Origin of the sequence: Paraburkholderia sp. Clong3 (genome assembly GCF_050436485.1) — a bacterium.
In the GTDB taxonomy this organism is placed as follows: domain Bacteria; phylum Pseudomonadota; class Gammaproteobacteria; order Burkholderiales; family Burkholderiaceae; genus Paraburkholderia; species Paraburkholderia tuberum.
This window is the reverse complement of the sequence record NZ_JBNDMH010000003.1, coordinates 2,656,389-2,681,572: the sequence shown is the minus strand read 5'-3', so window position 1 is coordinate 2,681,572 and position 25,184 is coordinate 2,656,389. Positions and strand designations below refer to the sequence as shown.

26 protein-coding genes and 2 pseudogenes are annotated in these 25,184 nt (G+C 60.1%); 11 read left to right on the top strand and 17 right to left on the bottom strand.

The window, feature by feature from the left end:
• Positions 1-319: 319 nt before the first annotated feature.
• Positions 320-871, bottom strand: coding sequence for a TetR/AcrR family transcriptional regulator (locus OKW30_RS35695; protein ID WP_184074269.1), 552 nt, complete (start codon positions 869-871; stop codon positions 320-322).
• Positions 872-1,117: 246 nt separating this feature from the next.
• On the opposite strand from OKW30_RS35695, the gene OKW30_RS35690 reads away from it, so the two are divergent.
• From OKW30_RS35690 to OKW30_RS35680, 3 genes are all read left to right on the top strand, one after another.
• Complete coding sequence (locus OKW30_RS35690; RefSeq protein WP_429348938.1) at positions 1,118-1,711, top strand: cysteine hydrolase family protein; 594 nt, start codon at positions 1,118-1,120, stop codon at positions 1,709-1,711.
• A gap of 336 nt (positions 1,712-2,047) precedes the next feature.
• Positions 2,048-2,923 (top strand): tyrosine-type recombinase/integrase, encoded by an 876-nt coding sequence (locus OKW30_RS35685; RefSeq protein WP_184062687.1) that lies wholly within the window; start codon positions 2,048-2,050, stop codon positions 2,921-2,923.
• 23 nt (positions 2,924-2,946) lie between these two features.
• On the top strand, positions 2,947-4,116 hold the full coding sequence (locus OKW30_RS35680; protein WP_429345668.1) for an IS91 family transposase: 1,170 nt from the start codon (positions 2,947-2,949) through the stop codon (positions 4,114-4,116).
• A 504-nt stretch (positions 4,117-4,620) separates the two neighbouring features.
• Here OKW30_RS35680 and OKW30_RS35675 read toward each other — a convergent pair.
• The 5 genes from OKW30_RS35675 to OKW30_RS35655 all read right to left on the bottom strand — a co-directional run bounded on the left by OKW30_RS35675 (position 4,621) and on the right by OKW30_RS35655 (position 7,400).
• Entirely contained in the window at positions 4,621-5,424 is an 804-nt protein-coding gene (locus tag OKW30_RS35675; protein WP_429348937.1) for a tyrosine-type recombinase/integrase, read from the bottom strand.
• On the bottom strand, positions 5,421-5,699 hold the full coding sequence (locus OKW30_RS35670; protein ID WP_429348936.1) for a plasmid mobilization protein: 279 nt from the start codon (positions 5,697-5,699) through the stop codon (positions 5,421-5,423). The genes OKW30_RS35675 and OKW30_RS35670 overlap by 4 nt, the downstream gene beginning before the upstream one ends.
• 95 nt (positions 5,700-5,794) lie before the next feature.
• Positions 5,795-6,064 carry a hypothetical protein gene (locus OKW30_RS35665; protein WP_184074263.1) on the bottom strand — a complete coding sequence of 90 codons (270 nt, stop codon included), beginning with the start codon at positions 6,062-6,064 and terminating at the stop codon, positions 5,795-5,797.
• 343 nt (positions 6,065-6,407) lie between these two features.
• Positions 6,408-6,716, bottom strand: a complete 309-nt coding sequence (locus tag OKW30_RS35660) for a DUF4148 domain-containing protein (protein ID WP_429348935.1) — start codon at positions 6,714-6,716, stop codon at positions 6,408-6,410.
• Positions 6,717-7,094: 378 nt separating this feature from the next.
• Positions 7,095-7,400 carry a DUF4148 domain-containing protein gene (locus OKW30_RS35655; RefSeq protein WP_184074259.1) on the bottom strand — a complete coding sequence of 102 codons (306 nt, stop codon included), beginning with the start codon at positions 7,398-7,400 and terminating at the stop codon, positions 7,095-7,097.
• Between the two features lie 1,019 nt (positions 7,401-8,419).
• Here OKW30_RS35655 and OKW30_RS35650 point away from each other — a divergent pair.
• The 3 genes from OKW30_RS35650 to OKW30_RS35640 all read left to right on the top strand — a co-directional run bounded on the left by OKW30_RS35650 (position 8,420) and on the right by OKW30_RS35640 (position 10,343).
• On the top strand, positions 8,420-9,253 hold the full coding sequence (locus OKW30_RS35650) for a class I SAM-dependent methyltransferase (RefSeq protein WP_187631749.1): 834 nt from the start codon (positions 8,420-8,422) through the stop codon (positions 9,251-9,253).
• Positions 9,254-9,494: 241 nt separating this feature from the next.
• A complete protein-coding gene (locus tag OKW30_RS35645) occupies positions 9,495-10,196 on the top strand; it encodes an IS6 family transposase (protein WP_429348934.1) in 702 nt (233 codons plus the stop codon).
• 21 nt (positions 10,197-10,217) lie between these two features.
• Positions 10,218-10,343, top strand: coding sequence for a hypothetical protein (locus OKW30_RS35640; RefSeq protein WP_262421743.1), 126 nt, complete (start codon positions 10,218-10,220; stop codon positions 10,341-10,343).
• A gap of 30 nt (positions 10,344-10,373) precedes the next feature.
• Here OKW30_RS35640 and OKW30_RS35635 read toward each other — a convergent pair whose 3' ends face one another.
• The 4 genes from OKW30_RS35635 to OKW30_RS35620 form a co-directional block, all read right to left on the bottom strand.
• A complete protein-coding gene (locus OKW30_RS35635; protein WP_429348933.1) occupies positions 10,374-11,789 on the bottom strand; it encodes an ATP-binding response regulator in 1,416 nt (471 codons plus the stop codon).
• 358 nt (positions 11,790-12,147) lie between these two features.
• The gene (locus tag OKW30_RS35630; RefSeq protein WP_429345856.1) at positions 12,148-13,278 is read right to left on the bottom strand and encodes an IS110 family transposase; all 1,131 of its coding nucleotides are present in this window, start codon (positions 13,276-13,278) and stop codon (positions 12,148-12,150) included.
• A gap of 65 nt (positions 13,279-13,343) precedes the next feature.
• A complete protein-coding gene (locus OKW30_RS35625; protein WP_429348932.1) occupies positions 13,344-13,916 on the bottom strand; it encodes a hypothetical protein in 573 nt (190 codons plus the stop codon).
• Entirely contained in the window at positions 13,849-15,696 is a 1,848-nt protein-coding gene (locus OKW30_RS35620) for an ATP-binding protein (protein WP_429348931.1), read from the bottom strand. Before OKW30_RS35620 ends, OKW30_RS35625 begins: the two co-directional genes overlap by 68 nt.
• 721 nt (positions 15,697-16,417) lie before the next feature.
• Here OKW30_RS35620 and OKW30_RS35615 point away from each other — a divergent pair.
• Positions 16,418-16,771, top strand: coding sequence for a DUF4148 domain-containing protein (locus tag OKW30_RS35615; protein WP_184063311.1), 354 nt, complete (start codon positions 16,418-16,420; stop codon positions 16,769-16,771).
• A 61-nt stretch (positions 16,772-16,832) separates the two neighbouring features.
• On the opposite strand, the gene OKW30_RS35610 is transcribed toward OKW30_RS35615, so the two are convergent.
• The 4 genes from OKW30_RS35610 to istA form a co-directional block, all read right to left on the bottom strand.
• Positions 16,833-17,534, bottom strand: a complete 702-nt coding sequence (locus OKW30_RS35610) for an IS6 family transposase (protein ID WP_429348930.1) — start codon at positions 17,532-17,534, stop codon at positions 16,833-16,835.
• Between the two features lie 374 nt (positions 17,535-17,908).
• Positions 17,909-18,130, bottom strand: a complete 222-nt coding sequence (locus OKW30_RS35605; RefSeq protein WP_429345678.1) for a hypothetical protein — start codon at positions 18,128-18,130, stop codon at positions 17,909-17,911.
• Positions 18,127-18,891 (bottom strand): IS21-like element helper ATPase IstB, encoded by a 765-nt coding sequence (istB, locus tag OKW30_RS35600; protein WP_429345679.1) that lies wholly within the window; start codon positions 18,889-18,891, stop codon positions 18,127-18,129. Before istB ends, OKW30_RS35605 begins: the two co-directional genes overlap by 4 nt.
• Positions 18,878-20,380, bottom strand: a complete 1,503-nt coding sequence (gene istA / locus OKW30_RS35595; RefSeq protein ID WP_429345680.1) for an IS21 family transposase — start codon at positions 20,378-20,380, stop codon at positions 18,878-18,880. Before istA ends, istB begins: the two co-directional genes overlap by 14 nt.
• Before the next feature lie 66 nt (positions 20,381-20,446).
• Here istA and OKW30_RS35590 point away from each other — a divergent pair, with 66 nt between their 5' ends.
• From OKW30_RS35590 to OKW30_RS35575, 4 genes and pseudogenes are all read left to right on the top strand, one after another.
• Positions 20,447-20,590, top strand: a complete 144-nt coding sequence (locus OKW30_RS35590) for a hypothetical protein (RefSeq protein WP_176133875.1) — start codon at positions 20,447-20,449, stop codon at positions 20,588-20,590.
• The gene (locus OKW30_RS35585; protein WP_256211476.1) at positions 20,590-20,715 is read left to right on the top strand and encodes a hypothetical protein; all 126 of its coding nucleotides are present in this window, start codon (positions 20,590-20,592) and stop codon (positions 20,713-20,715) included. The genes OKW30_RS35590 and OKW30_RS35585 overlap by 1 nt, the downstream gene beginning before the upstream one ends.
• Positions 20,716-21,211: 496 nt before the next feature.
• A complete protein-coding gene (locus tag OKW30_RS35580; RefSeq protein WP_184063309.1) occupies positions 21,212-21,715 on the top strand; it encodes a lipocalin-like domain-containing protein in 504 nt (167 codons plus the stop codon).
• A gap of 16 nt (positions 21,716-21,731) precedes the next feature.
• Positions 21,732-22,112 (top strand): annotated as a pseudogene (locus tag OKW30_RS35575) (nitronate monooxygenase); the annotation flags it as partial.
• 45 nt (positions 22,113-22,157) lie between these two features.
• On the opposite strand, the pseudogene OKW30_RS35570 reads toward OKW30_RS35575, so the two are convergent.
• The 3 genes and pseudogenes from OKW30_RS35570 to OKW30_RS35560 form a co-directional block, all read right to left on the bottom strand.
• A pseudogene (locus OKW30_RS35570) lies at positions 22,158-22,627 on the bottom strand (IS5 family transposase); the annotation flags it as partial.
• A 271-nt stretch (positions 22,628-22,898) separates the two neighbouring features.
• Positions 22,899-24,191 carry an SUMF1/EgtB/PvdO family nonheme iron enzyme gene (locus OKW30_RS35565; protein WP_429348929.1) on the bottom strand — a complete coding sequence of 431 codons (1,293 nt, stop codon included), beginning with the start codon at positions 24,189-24,191 and terminating at the stop codon, positions 22,899-22,901.
• Positions 24,192-24,306: 115 nt separating this feature from the next.
• Positions 24,307-25,074 carry a helix-turn-helix domain-containing protein gene (locus OKW30_RS35560; protein WP_184063305.1) on the bottom strand — a complete coding sequence of 256 codons (768 nt, stop codon included), beginning with the start codon at positions 25,072-25,074 and terminating at the stop codon, positions 24,307-24,309.
• Positions 25,075-25,184 lie beyond the last annotated feature (110 nt).

Sequence of the window (25,184 nt, the reverse complement as noted above, 5' to 3'; positions counted from 1 at the left end):
TCCATGTGAATGCACAGACGAACGACCCCAGATGGCCGATAGCACCAGTTCAATGAACGTTCCGAAGAACTGCCGTTGAAAACTTCAACGGCGGCTTAGGGGCGGCCTCTGTGAGCGAGTACAGTCGGCCATGAAGCGTCGTTCGCCCACACTCGCGATCGGTCATTTGGGCGACCGCTTCACGCAATAAACTGCCTCTCGACCGGTGACAACGCGTGTCGCCCGCATTGGCCAATATAACGAACGGTAGCTAGGCGGCATGCAGTTGTAGCCGCCGCAATGTAACCGTTGCGATAAAGCGATGGACACCCGCCTTCATTCAAGTTCTCTCATAAGGGGCGAGCTTGTGAGCAAGGTAAAGCCGGTTCATTAAGCGCAACTCGTCAGGCCCGCCGGGGCTCGACGGGGCAGATTGGTCCAGCGTCATGGCGGCAATCGTCTTCATATTGTTGAGCAAGACGACAGCGATATCCCCGGCACTGTCTTCCGGCAGGGTAGGCGCCCTGAGTTGTAGGGTATGGGCGATACGTTTGAGCGTTTTCTTGCGATATTCAAGGCGCTTGCCTGCCCATTCCGAACGAGCGTCCAGCAAGGCGACCAGCGCCCTGGTTTCGTCATAAATCTCCGCGATGGAGTTCACCAGCCGATCTGCCAGTTCGTGGAGCGGCATGACGCTGGCGCGTGCATCGATTTCTGCACACTGTGCTTCGCGCAGTTCGTCGTAGCGCTGCATCAACGCGTCGGCGAGAAGCTCCTTGTTCGGGAAGAAACGATAGAGCGAACCTACTTTCGTGTCGGCGCGTTCCGCTATCTCGGCCATCGTTGCGGCTTCGTAGCCGCGCTCCTGGATTACCCTGGATGCGGCTGCCATAACTGCTGCAACGCGCTCTCGGCCGACGCTGCGCTGGGGCGCGAGTGCTGGGCGATCAAGGTTCGAACGCGCGTCGGCAGATCGGTGAGTTTTTTTCTCGGGGCGTGAAGACATGCCTGAAGTTTGCCAGTTCGGGCCACTGTCGGCCAGATAACGTTATTTGAGTATAGACTCAAATAACGTTATGCTTGCCCCTGTTTGCTAGTCAAGTTCCCCGTCCATCCAAGCTTTTACTGCGGAAAAAACATGACCAACCCCCTTCTTGTCGACCCCAGCAAATCTGCCCTGCTGGTGATGGATTACCAGATAGACACCCTTGGAAAGTTCATGGCGCCCACCGATTCCAGTGAGGTCCTGTCGCTTATGCCGAAATTGCTCGCTGCCGCGCGGTCTGCTGGCATGCTGGTCATTTATGTCGTTGTTTCTTTTCGTCCTGGCTATCCCGAAGTCAGCCCGCGCAACTCGATATTTTCTTTCATTGCCAAAAATGGGCTTTGCCAAGCTGGCAGTCCGGGGGCGCAAATCCACCCCGCTGTTGCTCCGGTCGAAGGTGAGGCAGTTGTTATCAAACATCGTATCGGGGCTTTCAGCGGAACCGATCTCCAGACCATTTTGCAATCGCAAGCGATTGAAACCCTTGTGGTCGCAGGTGTACATACCAGTGGTGTTGTCCTTTCGACCCTTCGTCAAGCATTTGACCTCGATTACCAGATCGTCGTAGCGGGCGATTGCTGCGCCGATCCCGACCGAGAGGCGCACGATATGCGTCTGAACCGGGTATTCCCCAAACAGGCGACCGTCACCTCGGCTGCTTCGCTCTGCGACGCAATACGGACTTGACCTTGCCGATTCGAGGTGGCCGTGTGAACGGCCGCTGTGCTTTTGGAGGCGGCCGATGGCGAGGAACTGGCTCGACCGACCGGTCAGGGTCGACAAGACTCATTCGCCAATAACGAATGCTGACATTCGCCGGTACCGGGTCGCGAATGTCGGCTAAGCGATCTCGACCTGCCGCACGTTCTTCGGCGGCCACCGTCCGCAATGGCCGAATGGACTAAACCGCTCGCGCGGTAGGGGGCTGCGGCCCGTCTCTGGCGGCGAATGGGAGGCCAGTGGCGCCGGCGCTTATGTTGGTGGTTGAGGCAATCCGCCTCGTCCTCCAGCAGGAGCCCCATCATGACCTCCTCCGATCCGGGCATCAGCCCGCTGCGCCGCCGTATGCTTGAGGACTTGCGCATGCGCAAGTTCGCACCCAAGACCCAGGCCGCCTACCTACGTGCCGTACGTCAGTTCGCCCGATACCTCGGGCGTTTACCCGATACCGCCACTGTCGAGGACCTCCGGGACTACCAGCTGCATCTGGTCGATCACGGCGCGTCGCCGGTGTCGCTGAACGCCGCGATCAGCGGTCTGAAGTTCTTCTTCGAAGTCACGCTCGGCCGGCCTGAGCTGATGGCGCGGATGCAGCCGGTACGCGTGCCTCGCACGCTCCCGGTTGTGCTCAGCCCCGAGGAGGTGCGCCGGCTCATCGCGGCAGCCGGAAACCTCAAGCATCAGACCGCGCTGTCGGTCGCCTATGGCGCCGGGCTGCGTGCGAGCGAAGTGGTCGCCCTCAGGGTCAGCGACATCGACAGCCAGCGCATGACCCTGCGCATCGAGCAGGGCAAGGGCCGCCGTGACCGCTACGCGATGCTCTCGCCGGTCCTGCTCGAACGTCTGCGCGTCTGGTGGCGCGTTGCCCGTGCCCAGGGCTGCATGCTCGATGGCGGGTGGCTCTTTCCGGGCCTCGATCCGATCGACCCGCTCAGCACGCGGCAACTGACCCGCGCCATCCATGCGGCCGCCGAGACCGCAAACATCGACAAGCGCGTATCCATGCACACGCTGAGGCATTCCTTTGCCACGCACCTGCTGGAACAGAAGGAGGATATCCGCGTGATCCAGGTGCTCCTTGGACACAGGCAGATCGAGACCACCACGCTCTATACCCAGGTTGCCACTGACCTCCTGCGCAAGGTGGTCAGTCCGCTGGACCGCCTGCCCGCCGGCTAGCCCGGCCGCACGCGGAGCACCCCGTGCTGGAGGTCGCGGATATCTTCCGCGCCTGCGGGCCGGCGTGGCGGCGCACGGTAGCGCTGAGCCTGGGGCAGCTGAAGGTCATGTCGGCCATCGAACAGTGCCGCAGTGCGGCACTCGGGGGGCATGTGCTGCGCTGCGCCGGCTGCGACCGCATCGAGGTTGCCTACAACTCCTGCCGCAACCGTCATTGCCCGAAGTGCCAGGGCAGTGCTGCGCATCGCTGGCTCCAGGCACGCCAGGCCGATCTGCTTCCGGTCGGGTACTACCATGTCGTCTTCACGCTGCCCGCGCCCATCAGTGCCATCGCCTGGTACAACAAGGCCGTCATCTACGGGCTGCTGTTCGATATCGCCGCCGAAACGCTACGCACCATTGCCGCTGATCCGAAGCACCTCGGCGCCCAGATCGGCGCGACGCTCGTGCTGCACACCTGGGGCTCGGCACTCACGCATCATCCGCACGTACACGGTATCGTCCCCGGTGGTGGGCTGTCGCCCGATGGTCAGCGGTGGATCGGATGCCGGCCCGGCTTCTTCCTGCCGGTACGTGTGCTATCGCGCCTGTTCCGCAGGCGCTTGCTCGAAGCGCTCACGGACGCGCACCGGCACGGCCACCTGCAGTTCTTCGGCCAGTACGCTGAACTTGCCGACCCAGCTGTCTTTGACGTGTGGCTTGCGCCGCTGCGTGCCTGCGAATGGGTCGTCTACGCAAAGCGTCCCTTTGCAGGACCCGAAGCAGTGCTCGCGTACCTGTCGCGCTATACGCACCGCGTCGCGATCTCCAGCCAGCGCCTGCTTGCATTCGATGAACGCGGCGTGACCTTCCGCTGGAAGGACTACCGTGCGAAGGGGCACACCCGCTACAAGACCATGACCCTCGAAGCCGGCGAGTTCATGCGCCGCTTCCTGCTCCATGTGCTGCCCGGTGGCTTCCATCGTATCCGTCACTACGGACTGCTCGCCAACCCGGTGCGCCGCGCCAGTCTCGCGAAGGTCCGCGAACTGCTGCACGTCGCGACCGACGTCAACACATCAGCTCACGAAACCGTCATCGAAACGCGCCCCGCCTTCATCTGCCGGCACTGCGGCGCGCCGATGATCGTCATCGATATCCTTGCGCGCATTGCACCGATCCGCGCACCACCCACGCGCCGGGGCGAGATATGAGCGCCACTGTTCCAGGACGAACAACCCGACCCTCGGCTTTGCGGCAACGCGGCCCACGAGCAGACCTTTGCGTCTGTCGCTTCGCACAGGCCCTTGCACGTCCGTTCCGCCATCACGATGGCGCCACTGCACCGCTTCGGCACAACCTCAGCCCTCAACCGGCCTCCCGCCTGACCACGCATCCCGCAACACCGCTCGCCATCCCGGGCAATCAATCGCCATAGCCCCGAAGACTCCATTGCATCAGAGCACTCCGCGGTTTCCTCCCTTCAGGTTTATTCAACGCCTGCCCGCACGCGCCGGCGCGCACCCCGAGTCCACGGACATGGGCAGGCATCGAACAAACCTCAAGAATTGTGCGCGTAGCTCGTCGGTCAGGTAGCGGAGTAATGCGGCCGTTCCAACGGCAGGTTCGCCCGCTCGCTGAAGGGCAGGTTGTGGCCGGTTGGAGACAATCAATTTACTATGAACTGCGAAGCGAGCCGGGAAAAGAGCGACCGTGTCTTACACGCGGATCCGCTCCACCTCGTCGAGGCTGATGTCGTCGTGGCGCCGGTCATACAGCTGCGTGGTGCGGGTCGATGCGTGATTGGGCATCGCCGCCGCGTTCTCGAGCGTACCGCCGTCGTTCAGATAGGCGGTGATACCGGTCGCACGGAACGTGTGGTTGCCGATCTTCGTGCCGATACCCGCCGCGAGCGCACGGCGCCGCACCATCGCGTACGCGTTGGCCTGCGGTAACGGCGTCGCGCTGAGCCGCGCTGTCCCGCGCGCGATCGTGCGGAACAGCGGCCCTTTTGCGTCGTCGGCGATCCCGGTGCCGTCCAGGTACGCGTGCAGATAGGCCTCGAGCGTGTGGTGACAAGGAATCTCGTGCCGCTTGCCGCCCTTTTCGCGCAGACGGACCCACAGGCGCCGGTGCTGCACATAGACATCGTCGACCCGCATCGCCAGCGCCGCGCCGACCCGCGCGAACGAAAACACCATCAGCGCGATCAGCGCGCGGTCGCGCAGGCCGATCGGCGTCGTCACATCGATGCTGTCGAGCAGCTGCCGCGCCTCAGTCGCATCGAGCACCGGTGTTTTCCCTTTCTTTGCGGTATGACTGGGGCCGGCCGCGATCGACGTCACGCCGGCGCCGGCACACCAGGTCAGGAATTCGCTGGCCGCACGCGCATACGCGCGACGCGTGTGCGGGTTGCGGATCGCCGATGCGAAGAACTCCAGAAATCGGACCCCGGCACGATCGCCGGCCGCCATCACCAATGTCGGTGTGGCTGTGCCATTGAGCGTCACCAGTGTGCTCACAGGATCCCCTTGCGCGTCGCCATGGCTTCGATGCGCCGGTTCGATTCCGCGACGAACACTGCCGTCTCGTCGAGTGCCGCGCCCGCCTGCCTTGTCGAGGCTTTGACACGATCGAGCAACCCCGCGATGTCTTCCGGGTCACGGGCTGGCACGAGCGACTTCGCAGCCTGCCGCATCAGCTCACTGACGGACAGCCCGAGCCGTTGGGCGTTTTTCCGGATCGCGCGCTTCTGGTTTTCTGTTACCTGAACGACGATGCGCCTGTCACGTCTCATGGCCCGGCTCCTTCTGACTGGCCAGCAAGCCAGTCCAGGTAGCTGTCGTCAGAAGCCAGACCACCGGACTGAGTGAAACCACAACTGGGACGGGACTACACCCCGAGGATCTTGCCGACCGTCTCACTGAATTCGCTGGTTGCGTTGTCGACCGCTTCGTCAGCCTCGTCGTCCAGGTTGTCGACGTTTTCATCGAGGACCTCCTGCAGCCTCAGGTATGCGGCAACAATGCCGTCCAGCTGGTCACTGCCCACGCGCGCATACACGGCTTCTCCCAGCGCTTCCATGAAGTCGCCGCGGCTGCCGCCGATCAGGCCGTCCGCGCTGTTTTCCAGGTCGTCCTTGAACTGCTCGATATCGGCCATGCTTGCGCTCCAGAAAGTTAGGTCCGGCGTGGCCGGATATGACGGGCGACCGCAGGGCGCGGCCGCTCGTGAAAGTGTGCCTGCTCCGGCGTCCCCTGCACATCCGGCCGGACAATTCTTCTATATCTGATAAAGGACATTAGAATTTTTAGCGAAGCACAGCCGGCTCCTGCGTCGTGCCAATGCGGGCCTGTTGCGCCGTCTGCGCTTCGCTAAAAATCCTCTGCCTTATCATATATAGATAACGTCCGGACAGATCCCAGTTTCTGGCGCATGCGCCCGATGCAGTCGTGTGTCCGGGCCGAGCGATTCAAAGCGTCCGGCCACCCGGCTGATGGGTCAATCAACTTCCTTTGTAGATCGAATGATCCGAGGCCCACTGGGTCGGTGCCCCCGACGCGGCCGAACCCGATTGCACGCCACCGTAGCCACTGAACGCCTGCTGCTGAGCCGCCACGCTCTTCAGCGCAGCCTGGACGCCCGCCGGATAGTGCGCGTCACTGTGGTGGCGGTTGTTGCTCGCCTGCTGCAGCTGGACGAGTTCCGCACGCACCTGCTCACGCGTGAGGGGACCGTTGCTGTTAGCGGACGCAATCGTGGGCAACGCGAGGACCGACACCAGCGCGATAACCGGAATGAATGTTTTAGCCATGGTTAATTCTCCAATTTAAAAGTCAGAAACAGAAAAGACTGGGTTAGCGAAACAACAACCGCCGGGGCGGAAGCCTGTGTGCCAAGTCATTGAAGCCAGTTTATCGGTTTAACGAATGATTACAATAACCTTTCGACCAACAGATACTTGTCGCGTCTGCAACGTCACCACGCGTTATTAACGCGAAGCAATTACAAACGACAAAACGCCGGAGCGAATGACGAATTCGCCCCGGCGCAAAATGTAATGACACTGACTGATACTGGAAGGGGATGAAAGGCCGGCTCGGTTGCAGGCGATCAAGCGGCGACGATGCCGCTCGCCGGAGGTCACCGGGCCGGGCAGCGGAAAGCGCCCGGCCATCCGGCTGATAGCTCATCAACTTCCTTTGTAGACCGAATGATCCGAGGCCACCTGGGTCGGTGCGCCGGAAGCGGCCGAGCCCGATTTCACGCCACCGTGGCCACTGAGTGCCTGCTGAGCCGCCACGCTTTTCAGCGCGCCCTGGAGGTGCGCCGGGTAGTGCGCGTCACCGTGGTTGCGGTCGTAGCCCGCCTGCTGCAACTGGACCAGTTCCGCGCGCACCTGCTCACGGGTGAGGGGGCCGTTGCTGCTAGCGGATGCCATCGTGGGCAGCGCGAGGACCGACACGAGCGCGAGAATGGGGATAAACGTTTTAGCCATGATTAATTCTCCAATTTAAATTTCAGAAACAGAAAATACTGGGTTAGCGAAACAACGACCGCCGGGGGCGGAAGCCTGTGTGCTTAGTCGTTGAAGCCAGTTTATCGGTTTAACGCACCATTACAATCACCTTTCACCCAACAGATACTTTCCGCATCTGCAACGTCACCGGGCATCCAGTTGCACAAGGCAATTACAAACGACAAAACGCCGGAGCGAATCACGAATTCGCCCCGGCGCCAAAATGCAATGAAACTGTCGCTAATACTGGAAGGATGATGGAATGCAGGTCGGCGCGGCTGAATGCAGGCTCGTTTGCAGATAATCCGGGTTCGCGCGCGCCGTCAGTTGCAGTTAATGCTGGCCGGAAATCGTGTCGAATGCAGGTCCGACCGACTTCAAATGCAGGTCACTACAGCTAACGGTGGCCTGTCATAAACGACTCGAAGTCGCGCAAGCCCGGCAAATGGGACACCGGCCGTTCTTGACATAACACCTGACCTCATCCGCCTGTCGCGAGCGGCAAAAATCGACCCACAACAGCCCTTCGTTGCTTCGGAAAACCAATGGCGGCTTGCGAAGGCAAGGCGGTCAGGTGCGCCGCATCACTCGTCCGCCAGCGGATCGATGCGGCTCGCCTTAAGAATTCGCGAATCTGCCATGGTCGAAGAGCCATTCGCTCAAAATCGCGCCGGCCGCTGCGCGACGGAATCCGCCCATTATTTTCGGCGTCCCGGGCAAAACATCTGGACGCCCGGTCATTCCTCCACGCGACTGACGTGCTGATACTGGCACTCACGCGATTCCGCAACAAAGGTCACATTCTGAAAGCCCGAAGCGCTGGACGTCACACATCGTGCCAGCGCCACCTCGGCATTTCCGACAGGCCGAATTTCGGATCCCGTGTGGTTTGCCCGATCGTCGCGCGGGCACGCTCAAATCAAGATTTCGCGGCGCCAATTGAGGCGCGGGAACCACGCATTTTCGAATGCGTCGCGCCCGTCTTTCAGGAGATATTTATGTCCGCTGGTGATTCCGCTTTCGCACCCGTTGCAGACTTCGCCGCCGTCAAGATCCGTCAACAGGCAGCCTGGTCGACTGGCGACTACGCCGTCGTTGGCACCACTCTGCAAATCGTCGGGGAGAACCTGTGCGAGGCGCTTGATCTGCGCGCCGGCAGTCGCGTGCTTGACGTCGCCGCAGGCAACGGCAACGCGACGCTTGCTGCCGCGCGCCGCTGGTGCGACGTCACGTCGACTGACTACGTCGCCTCGCTGCTCGATTCGGGTCGTGCGCGCGCACAGGCTGAAGGACTCCGGGTGCAGTTCCAGGAAGCTGATGCTGAAGCGCTGCCCTACGCGGATGCTTCATTTGACATCGTGATGTCGACTTTCGGCGTGATGTTCAGCCCCGATCAGGAAAAGGCGGCGGCCGAACTCGCACGTGTTTGCAAGTCTGGAGGATGGATTGGCCTCGCCAACTGGACGCCAGATAGCTTCATTGGGAAGCTATTCAAGACGATTGGCAAGTACATTCCACCGCCGGCCGGCGTGAATTCGCCAGCGCTCTGGGGCACAAAGACGCGCCTCGACGAGTTGTTCGACGGCACCTCCCGGAAAATCACTGCGATCAGCCGCGATTTTACGTTCCGCTACCGTTCGTCGGCGCATTTCATCGAGGTGTTCCGCACGTTCTATGGGCCGATGAACAAGGCGTTCTCCTCACTCGAAGGGGAACGGCAGGCGGCATTCCTCGCCGATCTGATCACACTGATCGAGGACGGGAACCGGTCGAACGATGCAACACTTGTCCTGCCGAGCGAGTATCTCGAAGTCGTGGTGGAACGAATGTAAATCCTGAGTGAGAGGCAGGATTGCCGCATCAGTAGATTGATCTGCGCGTCGTATTGTCGGGAGTTGATCGTGCCGTTTCGATGCCGTGTTTCGTCACTGCTGACTTCGCTGCAGCCGCACCCAGCGAAGTCAGCCCATCGACGTTTGTCCTCGTGGGACTGGCGCACGTGACGACAATGGCGCTGTCGCATTAAGACAATCTGCTATCGTGGCGCTGGGAAAACGAAAGACGTGATCTACGATGACGAGCTTGAATGCGGGTAGGAACAAGGTGCTCAAACGGCTGCACTATCCGCTGGATGTGATATTGACTTGTGTGCGCTGGTACGTGGCCTATCCGCTGAGCCTGCGTCATCTGGAAGATATGATGGCCGAGCGGGGCGTTTCGGTCGATCATTCGACCGTGCATCGCCGGGCCATCAAACTTCTGCCGGCGCTGGAAAAGACGTTTCGGCGACAAAAACGCGCAGTCGGTAGAAGCTGGCGAATGGACGAAACCTACGACAAGGTCAACGGTGAATGGAAGTACTTGTACCGGGCCGTTGATAAAGCGGGCGATACGGTTGACTTTCCGTTGCGAGCCAAGCGGGACAAGGTGGCCGCCCGGCGTTATTTCGAGAAGGCCATCGATCAAAACGGTGTCCCGGAGACGGTGACGATCGACAAGAGCGGCGCCAATCTCGCAGGGCTGCATGCGATCAACGCCGAACGCGATACGTCAATCAAGATTCGTCAGGCCAAATATCTGAACAACGTCGTCGAGCAGGACCATCGGGCTATCAAGCGCCGTATTCGTCCCATGCTGGGGTTCAAGAATTTTCGTTTCACCCGCATCTTACTGGGTGGCATCGAAGTCATGCACATGATTAAAAAAGGGCAGATGATGTGTCGCCACCGCACCACGCGTTCTGCAGCCCAGCAGTTCTATGCGTTGGCGGCATAAGTCGTACTAAAGATATCGCTTATGCTTGACCTCACCTCCTTATTGCGACAAAACCCCACCGGTTGCGCACCGGAACGCCGCGTTGAAGCCGCATTGAAAGTCAATGCCGAGCTCGCGCTTGGAAATGGACCAGATAAAGCCATGTAGTGAAGATCTTCACTACTCCGTTCTTTATGTTCAGCGGCCATCGCTTCGTTCGCCCGCGATCGATGTTTTTGGTTTGTGTCTGGCAAGCAAACTCAATAAGGTCTCCTCGGAAACCGGTTTCGCCAGAAGCTTCAAGCCGCTGGTGGCTACCTTCTTGAGCACCGCTGACGAAGTGTCGCCCGACCACAGGATCGCAGGAAGCGAAGCGTCGGTAACAGCGCGGACCGCCGCAATTGCAGCAATACCGTCTTCGTTTCTTAGCCGGTAATCGGAGAGGATGACGTGAGGACCGCTTGCCAACGCTTCAGTGCGCAACTGCTCGATGACATCGAAGGATGATTCTCCCGCCACCACGTAGCAGCCATGCTCGATCAGGCGCATCGATATTTCGATTCTCAGGTCGCTGTTGTCCTCGATAATCACCACGACCAGATTGGTCAGATCCGGGGCGTCGTTTTCACCCGTTTGAACCTCGGGCAAGTCCGTCGGTATGCGCACGACGAAGGGGACCGTGACTGAAAAGCGCGAGCCCCGACCGGGTGCCGACTTCACGTCCAGTGTGTGTCCCAGAAGATTCGCGAGCCCCTGGACAATCGACAAACCCAGGCCGAACCCCTTTTCACGATCGCGCTCGGGATTGTCGACCTGGACATAGCTCCTGAAGATATCCCGCTGTCTATCCTCCGGGATACCGATTCCGTTGTCCCAGACGCTGATCCTGACGACGTCACCGCGTCTTTGGCAGCTCACCAGAATATGCCCCTTCTTTCCCCTCTGTTCGGAAGGCGTATAACGCACCGCATTGAGCACCATATTCCGGACGATCCTGTCCAGCGCATGCCGATCCGTCCGGATCAGATAAGGCCGGCTATGGAGTCTCAACGTCAGCCCCTTCGCCAGGGCGATCGGTCGCACGTCCACAACGATCGCGTCTAAAAGCGAAGCCAGCATGATCTCTTGAATCTCTACATGCCAGGTACCCGATTCGAGGCGGCAGATATCCAGTGCGCCATTAATCATGTGTTCCATCGCATCGACTTGCCGTTGCGCAATCGAGAGATCTCCGCCCAAGGTGGTTGATCTAATGTTCCGGTCGATATAGTTCAGCTTCAGGCCAAGCGTGGTGAGCGGCTGGCGCAAGTCATGGCTGATCGCCGCAATAAACTGGTTCTTCTCCGCCGTCGCCGCTTCAGCCTGCAAGTGGGCCTCGACGAGAATGACCTCTTTTACATATGCGCGCTTGAGGTTGTAACAGAGAAAAAATGCAATAAAACAATAGCCGATCAGCTTACCCGTATACCACTCGAGCATGGCAGGTACGTTAATCAATAGAATCGGTCCCATGCCAAACGCGAATGGGATGGCGCCTAGCACGAGTGAACCTAAAGTTGCACGAAGACTCGGCGCCAGCAGCAGCAAGGTAAAAGTATCACTGACCAGCGTCATCTCGGAGAAGCTATACCTGGCCAGAATCCTCAACACGGGGCCGTGGAAACTAGCTGGGATTAACCCCAGGCTGATATGACTTCTCGTGTCAATATGATCGGTTCTGTGTTTTCGGTGTTTGAATTTCCTGAGGGCGACGTAGCAGTAAATCTCGACGGTGGATCAAGCTGATATCCGCGGATTGGCTACCGCATTACAGATGTCCGCCCAATGAGCCTTCCGCTACCTACCACCGCAAGTCGGATGAGATCCGTTGCCTACCCTGGTCGCGGGTTACTCGTGTGCCGGGCTACGCCGCCTTCAGGAAACTCCTGCACGTGTGGTTACGGTGGATGCAGACGCAGGGCATTGCTGTACATCATGGCATCTGTGTCTCGCGCGGTATGGCCAGCGACAAGGAAAGCCGGCAGATGTCCCAGATGAATCCGCTGAGTTCACGGGCAACTGCGACTACGGCGATATTCTTCTGCTTGCCGCGCGCGACGAGTTTGCGATAGCGTCGGCACAAGCGCACCTGTGCGTCCCATGCTCGATCTACAATCGGTTTAGGCAGACCTTCGTGGCGACGCTGAATATCGGGGCTCACACGCGCAGGGTGGCGATAGCTCCATGCAGCTTCAACTAGCAGCTTTCTTGCATAACTGTTGCCGCTTTTAGTGATGCTGCCCTGACGACGCTTGCCGCCAGATGAGTGCTCGGAGGGCGTCACCCCGAGCCACGCCATCAACTGGCGTGGGTGCACGAAGCGTGAGAGATCGCCCAGCTCGGCGAGCATGCCCACTGCCGTGGTGAACTGGACACCGCGCATTGCCTGCAGGCCCAGGACGGCGGGATAGAAGCGCCAGTTGACGACTGCCTCACGCAGCGCAGACTCCAGCCGGTCACATTGGGCGAGCCGGTCTTCGATCGCGCGACGTAGCTCTTCAAACGCAAACTGCTGCCACGCACTGTCGAAGCTGTGTGCGCTCAGCCAGCGTCGGTGCGCCGGCCCCCAGTCGGCAGAGCGGGTGTAGCGCACGCCGTGCGACAGCAGAAAGGCTTTTACCCTTTGCCGTGCACGCTTGAGGTCGTCCTTGGCAATCACCCATGCGCGGGCCAGATCCCGGAATGCTTCATCGTCGACGCTGGGGACGTATACGGCCGACAGGTCGCCGGCACGCAGCGATCGGACGAGCTTGACGGCATCACGTCTGTCAGTCTTGATGTGCTCACCTGGCTTGCGGGGAATCAGCGAGGGCGCGCAGACCATGCACTGGAATTCTTTCTGGACAAGCTGCCGGTAAAGCCCATATCCGCACGGACCGGCTTCGTAGACGATGCTGACGCATCGCGCTTTAGATTGCAGTCGCTTGCACAACCGTTCCACGTCGGCCTGCGTAGTACCGATCTTGCCGAGCAGTTCAACCTCGCCCGTACCAATGGCATAGGCGACCGTGATCGAATCCTTATGAACATCAAGACCCACGTAAAGAGTGCTATCGTGCTCCATGCTGGCCTCCGCGTCGGAAATCGCCGGGTGCGGCACGTCCGCACCGTGCGGCTCTGACAGCAATGCTAACCCGCGTTTGATTCCGTTGCGGCAGGCCAGCCTCTGTCCCGCAGGAAGTCATACTGCCTACCCGCCGCCCACCACAACGATGTCAGCATGATCAATACGGCCCATGCCCAGTGCAATTGCTCGACCGCGTTGGCGTCCACATCCTTTGGAAGCGCCATCGTCTTTCTTAACAGGAAGATTGCCATGGGAGTAGCCATTCCCCACAATCCGAAGATCCAGACGAAACGGAACAGAAGATAAATATCCGGCGTCCTGATCCATGTCCCAAATACGAACACGAGCGCGCTTCCGAGCAACAGTAGCGCTATCCAATACACGGCTCGACGGGACAGTGACTCCACTAACCTGCGTTTGACGAAAAGATTCTGCCCGGCACTGAGTGCCGCCACGCGCCCCAGAAAGAGATTCACAAATTCAGCAAACCGGTGCCGTCCGATTTTCTGGATCGTCTCGCCCGCGCCAGGTGATGTTCCGGCCTCGGTCTTGGTGCCCCCGCCCGAATCACCTCGTGTCTGAGCACACGCGCCTTCGACCGATGTTTTTGGTTTGTGTCTGGCAATCAAACTCAATAAGGTCTCCTCGGAAACCGGTTTCGCCAGAAGCTTCAAGCCGCTGGTGGCTACCTTCTTGAGCACCGCTGACGAAGTGTCGCCCGACCACAGGATCGCAGGAAGCGAAGCGTCGGTAACAGCGCGGACCGCCGCAATTGCAGCAATACCGTCTTCGTTTCTTAGCCGGGTAATCGGAGAGGATGACGTGAGGACCGCTTGCCAACGCTTCAGTGCGCAACTGCTCGATGACATCGAAGGATGATTCTCCCGCCACCACGTAGCAGCCATGCTCGATCAGGCGCATCGATATTTCGATTCTCAGGTCGCTGTTGTCCTCGATAATCACCACGACCAGATTGGTCAGATCCGGGGCGTCGTTTTCACCCGTTTGAACCTCGGGCAAGTCCGTCGGTATGCGCACGACGAAGGGGACCGTGACTGAAAAGCGCGAGCCCCGACCGGGTGCCGACTTCACGTCCAGTGTGTGTCCCAGAAGATTCGCGAGCCCCTGGACAATCGACAAACCCAGGCCGAACCCCTTTTCACGATCGCGCTCGGGATTGTCGACCTGGACATAGCTCCTGAAGATATCCCGCTGTCTATCCTCCGGGATACCGATTCCGTTGTCCCAGACGCTGATCCTGACGAGGTCGCCGCGTCTTTGGCAGCTCACCAGAATATGCCCCTTCTTTCCCCTCTGTTCGGAAGGCGTATAACGCACCGCATTGAGCACCATATTCCGGACGATCCTGTCCAGCGCATGCCGATCCGTCCGGATCAGATAAGGCCGGCTATGGAGTCTCAACGTCAGCCCCTTCGCCCGGGCGATCGGTCGCACGTCCACAACGATCGCGTCTAAAAGCGAAGCCAGCATGATCTCTTGAATCTCTACATGCCAGGTACCCGATTCGAGGCGGCAGATATCCAGTGCACCGTTGATCATATCCACCATCGCATCCACCTGTCTCTGTGCAATCGAGAGGTCACCAACCAGATTGGTTGATCCAATGTTCCGGAAGATATAGTTCAGCTTCAAGCCGAGCGTGGTGAGCGGCTGGCGCAAGTCATGGCTGATCGCCGCAATAAACTGGTTCTTCTCCGCCGTCGCCGCTTCAGCCAGCGATCGGGCTTCGACGAGAATAAGCTCTCTAACACCTGCGCGCTTCTGATCGTCACAGATAAACCATGCGATAAAACAAAGGCCAATCAATTGAGCCGCCAGCCAGTCAAGCGTAATCGGCCGGTAAATGAACATCAGATTTCCCATGCTTAGCCCAAATGGAATCGCGCCGAGCAGAAGTGAACATAAAGTCGCACGAAGACTAGGAGCCAGTAGCAAAATAGTAACTACATGGCTAATCAGCGTCAGTTCGACAAAAGTCATCCTCACCAATCTGACGTAATGACTATGGCCGCGCGGCCATGAAGGTGGCAGTAAGCCAAAACTAGCCGCCGCCCACCACAACGATGTCAGCATGATCAACACGGCCCAGGCCCAGTGCAGTTGCTCGACCGTGGTGACGCCAGCGTGCTTTGGAAGCGCGATGGTCTTTCTCAGCAGGAAAAAAGCCATGGGGGCGGCGATCCCCCACAGTCCAGACATCCAGACGATGCGGAACACAGGGTCAAAACCCGCTGTACTGATCCATTTTCCAAATACGAACGTGCCTGCGCTGCCGAGCAACAGAAGCGCCATCCAATATAGCGCTCGACGGGACAGCGATTCCAATAACTTGCGTTTGACGAGCAGATCCTGCTCGGCAGTGAGCACTGCAACCGGTCCCAGAAAAAGCTTCACCGATTCAGCGAATCGGCGGAGCCCGATTCTTTTAACCTTTCCACCCGCGCCCATCGATGTTCTGGCCCCGGGCTTGTTGCCCGCGTGCGAATCACCGCGTGTTTGAGTACGGGACGCCATAATAGGCCTCTGGGATTCAGTGCAGCATACGCCCCATTTTGATAGCGGTTCCGCAGCACGTCGATGGGAACAAGTGCTCTGCTGGATACAGAACAAAAGTGCGTCGTCAACGCAGGCGGATCCCATTGAGATTTGTGACCAATGCGCCGGGCATGGGGTTGAAGACCGTCAAAAGATACAGATCGAGGGCAAGTATGAAGCCGTTCCTCGGCGTCACGCAGCACTGCAACTCCCGGACATCCAGGCCAAGCACTGCTTGTCAATCGCGATAGTCTGGGCTCGGAACGCGTAAGTCGCTTCGACATGCATCCACAACCCGGCGTGCGTGTCGTACTTCAAAAAACTAATCCTAACGAATGCACGCAAATCGATACCGAACATTTATTCGCCCAAAGGGGAGCATTTAATACCGAACATCAGATGGCCAACCTAACTACAACTGAGATGGCCAAACGTCGGAATGAATCAGCATAATCTGACACAGGGAGGGAGTAATTCACCGCGGCCCCCGCGAGTTTCTGCACACCGTACTTCGGCAACTGATCAGCATCGTGCCGCCGTAATGCCATGTTCCCATTCAACCGATTCAAGGAGCTCCAACATGAAGATCCTTGCATGCGTCGTACTCGCCATCGGTGGGCTTGCCAGCCCGGTCCTCAGCTTCGCTCAGAGCACCGAGCCCGTCACGCGCGCACAGGTTCGCGCAAACCTGATCCGTCTAGAGGAGGCCGGCTATCGAGTCGGCGACGGCGACAGTACGACGTATCCCGCGCAAATCCAGGCGGCTGAACTGAAGATCAGTGCACAGGACAGCCAGCAGGTGGCCAACACCGCCGTTGGCGGCACGACGATGAATGGCACCTCGGCTGCCGGCAGTGCCCCGCATTTGTCGAACCTCTCGCCATCGTCGTGCGCCGGCCCCGCAAGTTACTGCAACATTTTCTTCGGTAACTGACCGCGGGGTTTTGTCGCAATAAGGAGGTGAGGTCAAGCATAAGCGATATCTTTAGTACGACTTATGCCGCCAACGCATAGAACTGCTGGGCTGCAGAACGCGTGGTGCGGTGGCGACACATCATCTGCCCTTTTTTAATCATGTGCATGACTTCGATGCCACCCAGTAAGATGCGGGTGAAACGAAAATTCTTGAACCCCAGCATGGGACGAATACGGCGCTTGATAGCCCGATGGTCCTGCTCGACGACGTTGTTCAGATATTTGGCCTGACGAATCTTGATTGACGTATCGCGTTCGGCGTTGATCGCATGCAGCCCTGCGAGATTGGCGCCGCTCTTGTCGATCGTCACCGTCTCCGGGACACCGTTTTGATCGATGGCCTTCTCGAAATAACGCCGGGCGGCCACCTTGTCCCGCTTGGCTCGCAACGGAAAGTCAACCGTATCGCCCGCTTTATCAACGGCCCGGTACAAGTACTTCCATTCACCGTTGACCTTGTCGTAGGTTTCGTCCATTCGCCAGCTTCTACCGACTGCGCGTTTTTGTCGCCGAAACGTCTTTTCCAGCGCCGGCAGAAGTTTAATGGCCCAGCGATGCACGGTCGAATGATCGACCGAAACGCCCCGCTCGGCCATCATATCTTCCAGATGACGCAGGCTCAGCGGATAGGCCACGTACCAGCGCACACAAGTCAATATCACATCCAGCGGATAGTGCAGCCGTTTGAGCACCTTGTTCCTACCCGCATTCAAGCTCGTCATCGTAGATCACGTCTTTCGTTTTCCCAGCGCCACGATCGCAGATTGTCTTAATGCGACAGCGCCAACTTGCCTCGTTTATTGTATTACGCGCTTCGGTGAGCCAGAAGCCCCAGACGAGATGGCATTGTTGCTCTATCTGCATCGATGCAGGCCAACGTCCTGAGCAAACGGAGGGCGCACAGAATGCCCGCGGTGCGAAAAAAGCCTACCCTTGATGGAAACTCTCGTTGACCCGGCCGACGGAGCCGGGCTGTCGAATCCCCACACGCTGTTGACGGCGGCGTAAATCCGCACATAAATGGCGGCACAAGGTTCACCAGGACCGTCAACAATGAAGCGCCGTTGACGGCCTCGGTCGGGGTGGCCGGTCCCAATCAGAATGGATCGCCGATGTCGTTGAGATTGGGATCCTCGGGAGGGGAATGCTGTTCGTGCAGCAGGTCATGCAGGGCGAGGTCATAGTGCATGCAGATCCGGGCACGCAGATCCCCGATGAGTTCGACGACGGCGAGCGCCTGTTCCGGCGACCAGTTGTCCGGTATCAGGAAGTCGAGCCCACGGGTGATGCCCGAAGGCAGGTGTGCCAGGCGCTTCATGATTTCTTCTCCGCACGCGCGCTACTGCGTCTGCTGGCGCGTTGCTCGGCCCTCTCGCGCGCTTCCTTGACCCGGTAGGACTCGCCCTCGATGGCAATGACTTCGGCGCGATGGACCAGCCGGTCAACGAGCGAGACGACACAGGCGGCGTTCGGGAACACCTCGTGCCATTCGGAGAACGGTCTGTTGGTTGTGACCACGGTACTTGCCGATCCGTACCTGCGGCTGACCAGTTCGAACAGCAGATCGGCGTGGCGGTTTGAGTACGAGAGGTAACCGACCTCATCAATCACCAGGACGTCAGGGGATGCATAGCGGCGCAGGCGTCGACGCAGCGCCGAATCGCTGTCCAGTGCGGCCAGTTCGCCGAGCATCTGACCGGCGGTAGTGAACAGCGCGGTGTGACCGTGCACGAGCGCCTGATAGGCGAGATTGAGCGCGAGGGTTGACTTGCCGACACCATTCGGGCCGATCAACACGACGTTGGCGGTATCCCTGACGAACCCGAGCGACATCAACTCTTCAACGGCAAGCCGGTCGCAGCGCGTGGGCCAGCTCCAGTCGAAGTCGCACAGCGGCTTGAAGTTGCCCAGGCGGGCATCGCGGATACGTCGCTCCAGTGATCGGCGGGCGCGCTCATCCTCTTCCCACTGCAACAGCGGCGCGACCCACTGTTCGGCGGCCACATCGGTCCAATGCGCGAGCAGTCCGTACAGACGCAGGGCGTTCGCGCGCCCATGAAGGTTCTCAGGCGTGTTCATCGGCGCCTCCCGCAAGCTGGTCGTAGATGTCGAGCCGGTGTGGTGTCACCAGCGTGTCCTTGTTGCGCACGTGTTCGGGCAGGATGAGGGTGACTGGCGGCGGGGCCTGCCGTGCCTCGCGCCGGCGCTCAAGCGCCAGACGTACCGGATTGGGATGAGGCGCCGCGTCGCTGGCAAGGGTTTCCTCGATCGCGGCCTGCAGTTCGGCCGGGCCATAGCGGTCGAGCAGTCGCAGCAGGTGCGTGGTGATATTGCCCAGATTGCCGCCACGCTCAGCGGCGTGCAGCATCAGGGTCCGGCTGGCCGGCGCAGCCCGGGCCAGATGATCAAGACCGCGATGGTGACGGGCCTCGTGCTTCCTTGCGACGAGCGCATCGATGTGTGCGGCAATCTCGATCTGCGCGCCGCGATCGTAACTGCGTTCATGGGTGGCGAGCAGATCGGCGCCGTCGAGAATGCGTACGCGCCGGGGATCAGCTCGTACCGTGAGCGTGCGTCGCACATGGGTATACGGGATCGTATAGTCGTTCAGGTCGAAGCGCACGTAGGGCGTCTTGCCGACCTTCACGGCGAGAAGCAGCTCACACGGGTACGGATTCTCCGGCAACGTGAGCAGGCTGGGCTGTTCGCGCCCGAAGGCCTCGCGCACGGTGATCATGGGTTCTTCGCGGCAGGGCCGCTCAGCAGCGGGTCCCGCGCACCAGATTGCCGCCTGGGCGTTGAGATCGTCGAGGTCCGTGAATCTGCGAGCGGCAAAGAAGCTCTCGCGTACAAAGCGGATTGCCCGTTCAACGCGCCCCTTCTCGTTGCCCCGTGCGACAGCCACCGGACGAGGCTCATAACGATGATGCGCGGCGAACGCGAGCAATGTCGGGTGGAAGCGGATCGCATCGCCCTGACGCTCAAGCACGGCGCTACGCAGGTTATCGTAAAGCAGAACCCTGGGGACCCCGGACCATGCTTCGAAGGCGCCGGCATGTCCTGCCAGGAAACTGTCCATACGGGCATCGAGGAAGAAGCGCAGATAGATCTGCCGTGACCACGACAGCACCATCACGAAGGCCATCAGCGGTCGTCGTGCCCGACCGATCTGCAGGTGACCGAAGCTGGCCCAATCGACCTGCGCCTGTTCCCCGGGCAGCGTGCGCAGGCGCAGGTAAGCCTCAGGTACCGGGCGTGGCCGGTGCAGCGAGATCAGGTGCCGGAAGTGGTGGTGACTGCCCCGGTAGCCGCGCTCATACACCATCGCATACAGGCGACTGGCCGTGAGCGAGGGAAACTTCTTTAGCGTCTCGTGGATGAACGGCAGGTAAGCATCGATCTGTGAGGCTCGCTGCACGGCGCCAATCCTGGGCAGGCCGGCCTGGGCCAGCACGCGCTGGACGGTGCCGCGGTGCACGCGCAACTGGCGCGCGATGGTGCCGCAACGCCACTTCTCCACGTGGTAATAGCGCAGGATCTGCGCCTCGAGTTCAGCTCCAATGGTCATGGGTCGTTTCCTGTTCTGTCAGTAGTAGTACGAACATCACGGAAGACCCGACGGCGCAGTGGCCCGATGCGTACAAGGCCCGAACAGATGCGGCGACAGAAGCAGCAAGGCGTCGATCCGGGCGCGGCGACAGTGGATGTCGATGCGGTGGCCGTCGTCGTCGAAGTCAGTGGCAGTAGAGCATTGGCGACGGGTGTCGGGGAACGCTGATGCGTCACTTTATTGAGGCGCTGACGATAGCGACGCATCCGTTCGGCATGTGCAAAGCGGCCACGACGACTGAGTTGATAGCGTTGGCCAGCCTCGCGCAGGCGGGCGCGGCGCGAGGCCTGTGAGCAGTCGCCACCGCAGTAAATCTGGCCGCGATCGCAACGGCGGCACACGACGACCTGCGCCCGGCAGCGGGCGCACAGAAAGAGGCGGCCAGTGGCCGGCATCGGCAGTCCCCGTCAATGCCGAAGCGGAATCGACGAGGCGGATCAGCCGTGCCATACTGGCCCGGCACCCGTACCCCGTTGTGCGCGTGTGGGGCTCGACACTGGAATGAACTTGGCGGTTAGGACCGGTGTCGGGCCTGTTTCTTCGGCGGTCAGTTGTAGTCGTTCTTCTACCGCATCCCGATTCCCGCGTCATCCCCCTGCCGAACCGAACATCCCCGGTGCGTCTGCGCTCGCCCTACGGGCTCCCTCCGACGCACCCGAATGTGAGCCTCATGAAACGTCCCAGAGTCGCCGGGCTGAACAGCAATCGCGTCGCCCGGCTGTCCGACGCCGCCATCCAATGTCGGATTCCGACCGCCATTCACACACGCGTGCGATGACGGAGAAAGTCATGAACAAAACCCTCGGGACAATGGCTGGCGCCGCGATATTGTTTGTCGCGATCTGCCTCACCGAACAACAGGCTCTCGCGCAGTCAGCAGGCGACATCGTGGGTTCGTGGACCTTGGTGTCGCTGACGGTTTCGCGGAGTGGCACCCAGACAGAGTTACTCGGTCCGCGTCCGGAGGGCCAGTTGATATTTGGGAGCGACGGCCGCTACGTTCTGGTTGGGGTTCGTACCGACCTGCCGAAGTTCGCATCCGGTGACCGCCTCTCAGGATCCGCTGAGGAGAACAGAGTAGTTGCGCAGGGCAATGTGGCACATTTCGGCACATATACGGTGGACCAGGCGGCACACACCATTGTATTTCGCATTCAGCGGGGTACATTTCCGAACTGGGATGGAGAGGTCCAACAAAGACCGTTCACCCTTGTTGGCAATCGGCTAACTTACGTTACTCCAGGAAGCTTCGGGTACGGGGCACAAATGGTAGTGTGGCAACGTGCGAAATAGGCGAGAAAGTGTGCGTATGAGGGGTTTGGGAAGCCACCGCCCACGCTACGTCCGGGTCTCGCCGACGATGCTGACGAAAGCGTTGCACCACTCGCCGTTCTGCGTGTTCCTCTCATTTGGCGACCCTCGACCGTTTGCAGCAGAAATCCGCGACGCGGGCGCCGCGCTGATCTGCCAGGTGCAGTTCTTGTCGCAGATCGACGTGGCCCTGGAAGCTGGCGCCGCAGCGATCGTAGTAGAGGACACCGAGGCAGGGGGGCACGGAGGAAACCGTTCAACATTTCCGTTTGTGCCGGAAGCTGCCGACTACTTGAAACAACGCTCGCCCGGAACTTTGCTGATTGCGGCCGGAGGCATAGCGGACGGGAGAGGATTGGCGGCAGCCCTGATGCTTGGCGCAGATGCGGTAGTAGTGGGCACTCGTCTGTGGGCGTCGGCCGAAGCGCGTACCGGAGCCATTCTTTGTCGAACTGGGCGCGGCAATCAGGTGGCGTCGACTGCCGATCCAGCCTTGAGCATCAGGCCTTTCTCCGTCAGGATTTCATTGACCAGCGCCAGCATTTGCACCGCCAGTCCGTGCGTTTCCAGCAGATGGCGGAACCGGAGAATCGTGCTTTCATCCGGCAAGCGAACCATCCCGCCGTCGAGACCCGCGAACTCGCGATACAGCGGAACGTCATAGAGTGCCTCTTCCATGGCAGGGTCTGACAGACCGAACCATTGCTGCATGAAATGAATCTGCAACATCGTTGCAATCGGGAACGGCGGCCGACCGGTTTTGCCCGTGGGATAGTGCGGCTCAATCAGCGCAATCAGCTTCAACCAGGGCACAACACGTCGCATCTCATCGAGAAATTCCCGTTTGCGCGTGCGCTTCGTTGACAGATCCAGACCAAGACCAAGTTGCGTCATCACACTGCTCCTCAACTAATTCGCTCTGTTTCCAGGATAGCTCAGCAGCAACGCAATGCCAGGACTTTTGCAGACCTTCCTTAACATTTTGGCACGATCCGATGCAGAGATCCGCCTGTTCCATTTCGTGCGAGACTATTTTTAGTGCATGACGAAGCTAAGCGTCGTCGTGAGGATAAATTAAAGCGTTTGCTGAAACAATAAAGCATTTCGTGAAAAAATTTGCATTAAAGCGGAAGCTGGATTTTGTCTTCATCTTCTGCTTTATTCCTCAACCCCGCACACACCGAAACCCGGCATACACATACTGATAATGCGGCTGAAACCAGTTGCGAAATTCCGGCCGCAGCATGCACAGCGCGGTACGCGCCGAGCCGCCCTTCAGCACGTAGTGCTGCCCATCGAAGAAGTTGGCCGAATAGCCGGGATAGAACGGAAACGCTTCGAAGCCCGGCAGCGCTTCGAACAGCGTCGAGGTCCATTCCCAGCCGTTGCCGAACTGACCTTCCGCGCCGAACGTGCTGACGTTGTCCGGATGCGCGTCGACGGGCCGTGGATCCCAACTGCGGAAATCGAAGTTCCCCGATGCCGCTTGAGGCGCACCGTGCGCCGCGCGTTGCCATTGCGCCTCGGTCGGCAGGGTTTTGCCGGCCCAGCGCGCGTAGGCGCTCGCTTCGGCGTGGCTCACGTAGACGGGCCAGTCGAGCGGCAAGGGCACGTCGTCGAACATCGTGCGCAGCGCCCATGCGGGGCGACCGTCTTGCGCCGTGCGTTGCGACCAGCCAGCGGGATGCTCGATGCGCTCCGCTTCCTTCCACGCCCAGTCCTTCGGCGACCACCACTTCGGCTCGCGATAACCGCCGTCTTCGATGAACTCGAGGAACGCACCGTTCGTGACCATGTATCGATCGATCTCGAACGCGGGCACGTCCACGCTCATTTCGCCGAACTCATTATCCCAGCCGAAGCGGCCGGCCTCGCGCGGCATGCCGAGCACGGCCGTGCCGGCCGGCACGCTGACCATCGACGACAACGCGTCGCGCTGCTCATCGCTCGTCACCACCGGCTCGCGCAACGCGGTGTTCTTCTGCGCGAGAGGCAACTGATGGAGCATGTACGCGAGCGTTTCCGCATGCATCAACCGATGCTCGATCGCGACGTTCAGCAGCTGCACGGCCGCCTCGTCGTGCGCCGCGCTGCCGAGTTCGTCGAGCGCGGTGTCGATCTGCCGGCGCGCGCGCGTCGCATACTCGCGCACGGCGGCGAGCGACGGCCAATCGCCGGGTTGATCGGTGGGAAAGCCGCCGTCTACCGGATCGATGCCGAAGGCGAACAACTGGTCGAGTTCCGGCGCGAAAGCCGGCAGATCGAACAGACGCTGGTCGAGCAGATTGCGATCGAACGCTTCGAGATGGCCGATGTAGAACACGACGCGGTGACGCTCGCGGATCGGCCGTTCATAGAGGTAGTCGGGTTTGACGATCGCAAACAGGTCGTCGGTGACTTGACGCGCGTCGAGCAGGCGCTGCACGAGCGGATGATGCGGGACAGGGTCGCGATTCATTGGGGCCGGGTCTCCATGCAACACGGTTGCCGTGGGGGGGACGGTCTGAAAACTCTACCCGCTCGCAGGCGGCGTGCCAAGACTAACAACGCGACCGTCCGGGCCACTCTGGCCGCTAGATCTGCCGCAAGCCTTCGAGATCGACGATGTGAATGTGCTTGCCTCGCGTGTCGATCAGGCCGCGTTTTTGAAATCTTGACAGGGTACGGCTGACCGTTTCGAGCGTCATGCCGAGGTAGCTGCCCATGTCCTCGCGCGTCATTCGCAGATTGAATTCCGACCACGAGTAGCCGCGCTGCGCATTGCGCTGTGACACGTCCAGCAGGAAGGCGGCGACGCGTTCGTCGGCGGACAGCGAGCCGAGCACCATCATCTGCGCGGCTTCGCTGACGATCTGCGCGCCCAGTAGCTTGTGCATGCGCTCCTGGATCGAACTGATTTCGCGACACAGCAGCTTCAGCGCGCTATATGGAACGATGCACACCGTGCTGTCTTCCAGCGCGACGGCGCTGCACGCATGGACGTCCGCGCTGATGCCGTCGAGCCCGAGCGGCTCGCCGGCCAGACGCAGCCCGGTGACCTGCTCGCGGCCGACGCGGTGGACCATCACAGTCTTCATCGAGCCGGAGCGCACCGCGTAGATATTGTCGAAGCGGTCGCCGCTGCGATACAGCGCTTCGCCGCGCGGCACCGAGCGCGCCGAACAGATCAGCGTTTCGAGCTTCGGCAGTTCCTCCGCCGACAGCCCCTGCGGCATGCAGATCTCACGCATCGAACAGCTGGAGCAGCGCGCGGCGGTACGTGCGGCTGCGCGTGCCGCCACGGCCTCGCGGTTGCCGGCGGAGCGGGTCGAGGAACGGGTCACAGCAGTAGGATTGAGCATGTTCGATTATTGGTAGTGGTGAAATTGTCCCACCCGCTATGACCCGCAACTGGCGGCAAAGTGACACGTTCGCTGCTCGGCAGTCCGAGCAACGGCGGTGCTCTGACGAA

Coding starts and splice junctions, on each gene's coding strand:
- istA (WP_429345680.1), bottom strand. CDS start 20,380: ATGACCATTGGAGCTGAACTCGAGGCGCAGATCCTGCGCTATTACCAC.
- OKW30_RS35655 (WP_184074259.1), bottom strand. CDS start 7,400: ATGGCTAAAACGTTTATCCCCATTCTCGCGCTCGTGTCGGTCCTCGCG.
- OKW30_RS35670 (WP_429348936.1), bottom strand. CDS start 5,699: ATGAGACGTGACAGGCGCATCGTCGTTCAGGTAACAGAAAACCAGAAG.
- OKW30_RS35685 (WP_184062687.1), top strand. CDS start 2,048: ATGACCTCCTCCGATCCGGGCATCAGCCCGCTGCGCCGCCGTATGCTT.
- OKW30_RS35590 (WP_176133875.1), top strand. CDS start 20,447: ATGCGTACAAGGCCCGAACAGATGCGGCGACAGAAGCAGCAAGGCGTC.
- OKW30_RS35630 (WP_429345856.1), bottom strand. CDS start 13,278: ATGGAGCACGATAGCACTCTTTACGTGGGTCTTGATGTTCATAAGGAT.
- OKW30_RS35635 (WP_429348933.1), bottom strand. CDS start 11,789: ATGACGCTGGTCAGTGATACTTTTACCTTGCTGCTGCTGGCGCCGAGT.
- OKW30_RS35605 (WP_429345678.1), bottom strand. CDS start 18,130: ATGAAGCGCCTGGCACACCTGCCTTCGGGCATCACCCGTGGGCTCGAC.
- OKW30_RS35615 (WP_184063311.1), top strand. CDS start 16,418: ATGAAGATCCTTGCATGCGTCGTACTCGCCATCGGTGGGCTTGCCAGC.
- OKW30_RS35665 (WP_184074263.1), bottom strand. CDS start 6,064: ATGGCCGATATCGAGCAGTTCAAGGACGACCTGGAAAACAGCGCGGAC.
- OKW30_RS35585 (WP_256211476.1), top strand. CDS start 20,590: ATGCGTCACTTTATTGAGGCGCTGACGATAGCGACGCATCCGTTCGGC.
- OKW30_RS35645 (WP_429348934.1), top strand. CDS start 9,495: ATGACGAGCTTGAATGCGGGTAGGAACAAGGTGCTCAAACGGCTGCAC.
- OKW30_RS35660 (WP_429348935.1), bottom strand. CDS start 6,716: ATGGCTAAAACATTCATTCCGGTTATCGCGCTGGTGTCGGTCCTCGCG.
- OKW30_RS35650 (WP_187631749.1), top strand. CDS start 8,420: ATGTCCGCTGGTGATTCCGCTTTCGCACCCGTTGCAGACTTCGCCGCC.
- OKW30_RS35560 (WP_184063305.1), bottom strand. CDS start 25,074: ATGCTCAATCCTACTGCTGTGACCCGTTCCTCGACCCGCTCCGCCGGC.
- OKW30_RS35640 (WP_262421743.1), top strand. CDS start 10,218: ATGCTTGACCTCACCTCCTTATTGCGACAAAACCCCACCGGTTGCGCA.
- OKW30_RS35695 (WP_184074269.1), bottom strand. CDS start 871: ATGGCAGCCGCATCCAGGGTAATCCAGGAGCGCGGCTACGAAGCCGCA.
- OKW30_RS35610 (WP_429348930.1), bottom strand. CDS start 17,534: ATGACGAGCTTGAATGCGGGTAGGAACAAGGTGCTCAAACGGCTGCAC.
- OKW30_RS35580 (WP_184063309.1), top strand. CDS start 21,212: ATGAACAAAACCCTCGGGACAATGGCTGGCGCCGCGATATTGTTTGTC.
- OKW30_RS35690 (WP_429348938.1), top strand. CDS start 1,118: ATGACCAACCCCCTTCTTGTCGACCCCAGCAAATCTGCCCTGCTGGTG.
- OKW30_RS35565 (WP_429348929.1), bottom strand. CDS start 24,191: ATGAATCGCGACCCTGTCCCGCATCATCCGCTCGTGCAGCGCCTGCTC.
- istB (WP_429345679.1), bottom strand. CDS start 18,891: ATGAACACGCCTGAGAACCTTCATGGGCGCGCGAACGCCCTGCGTCTG.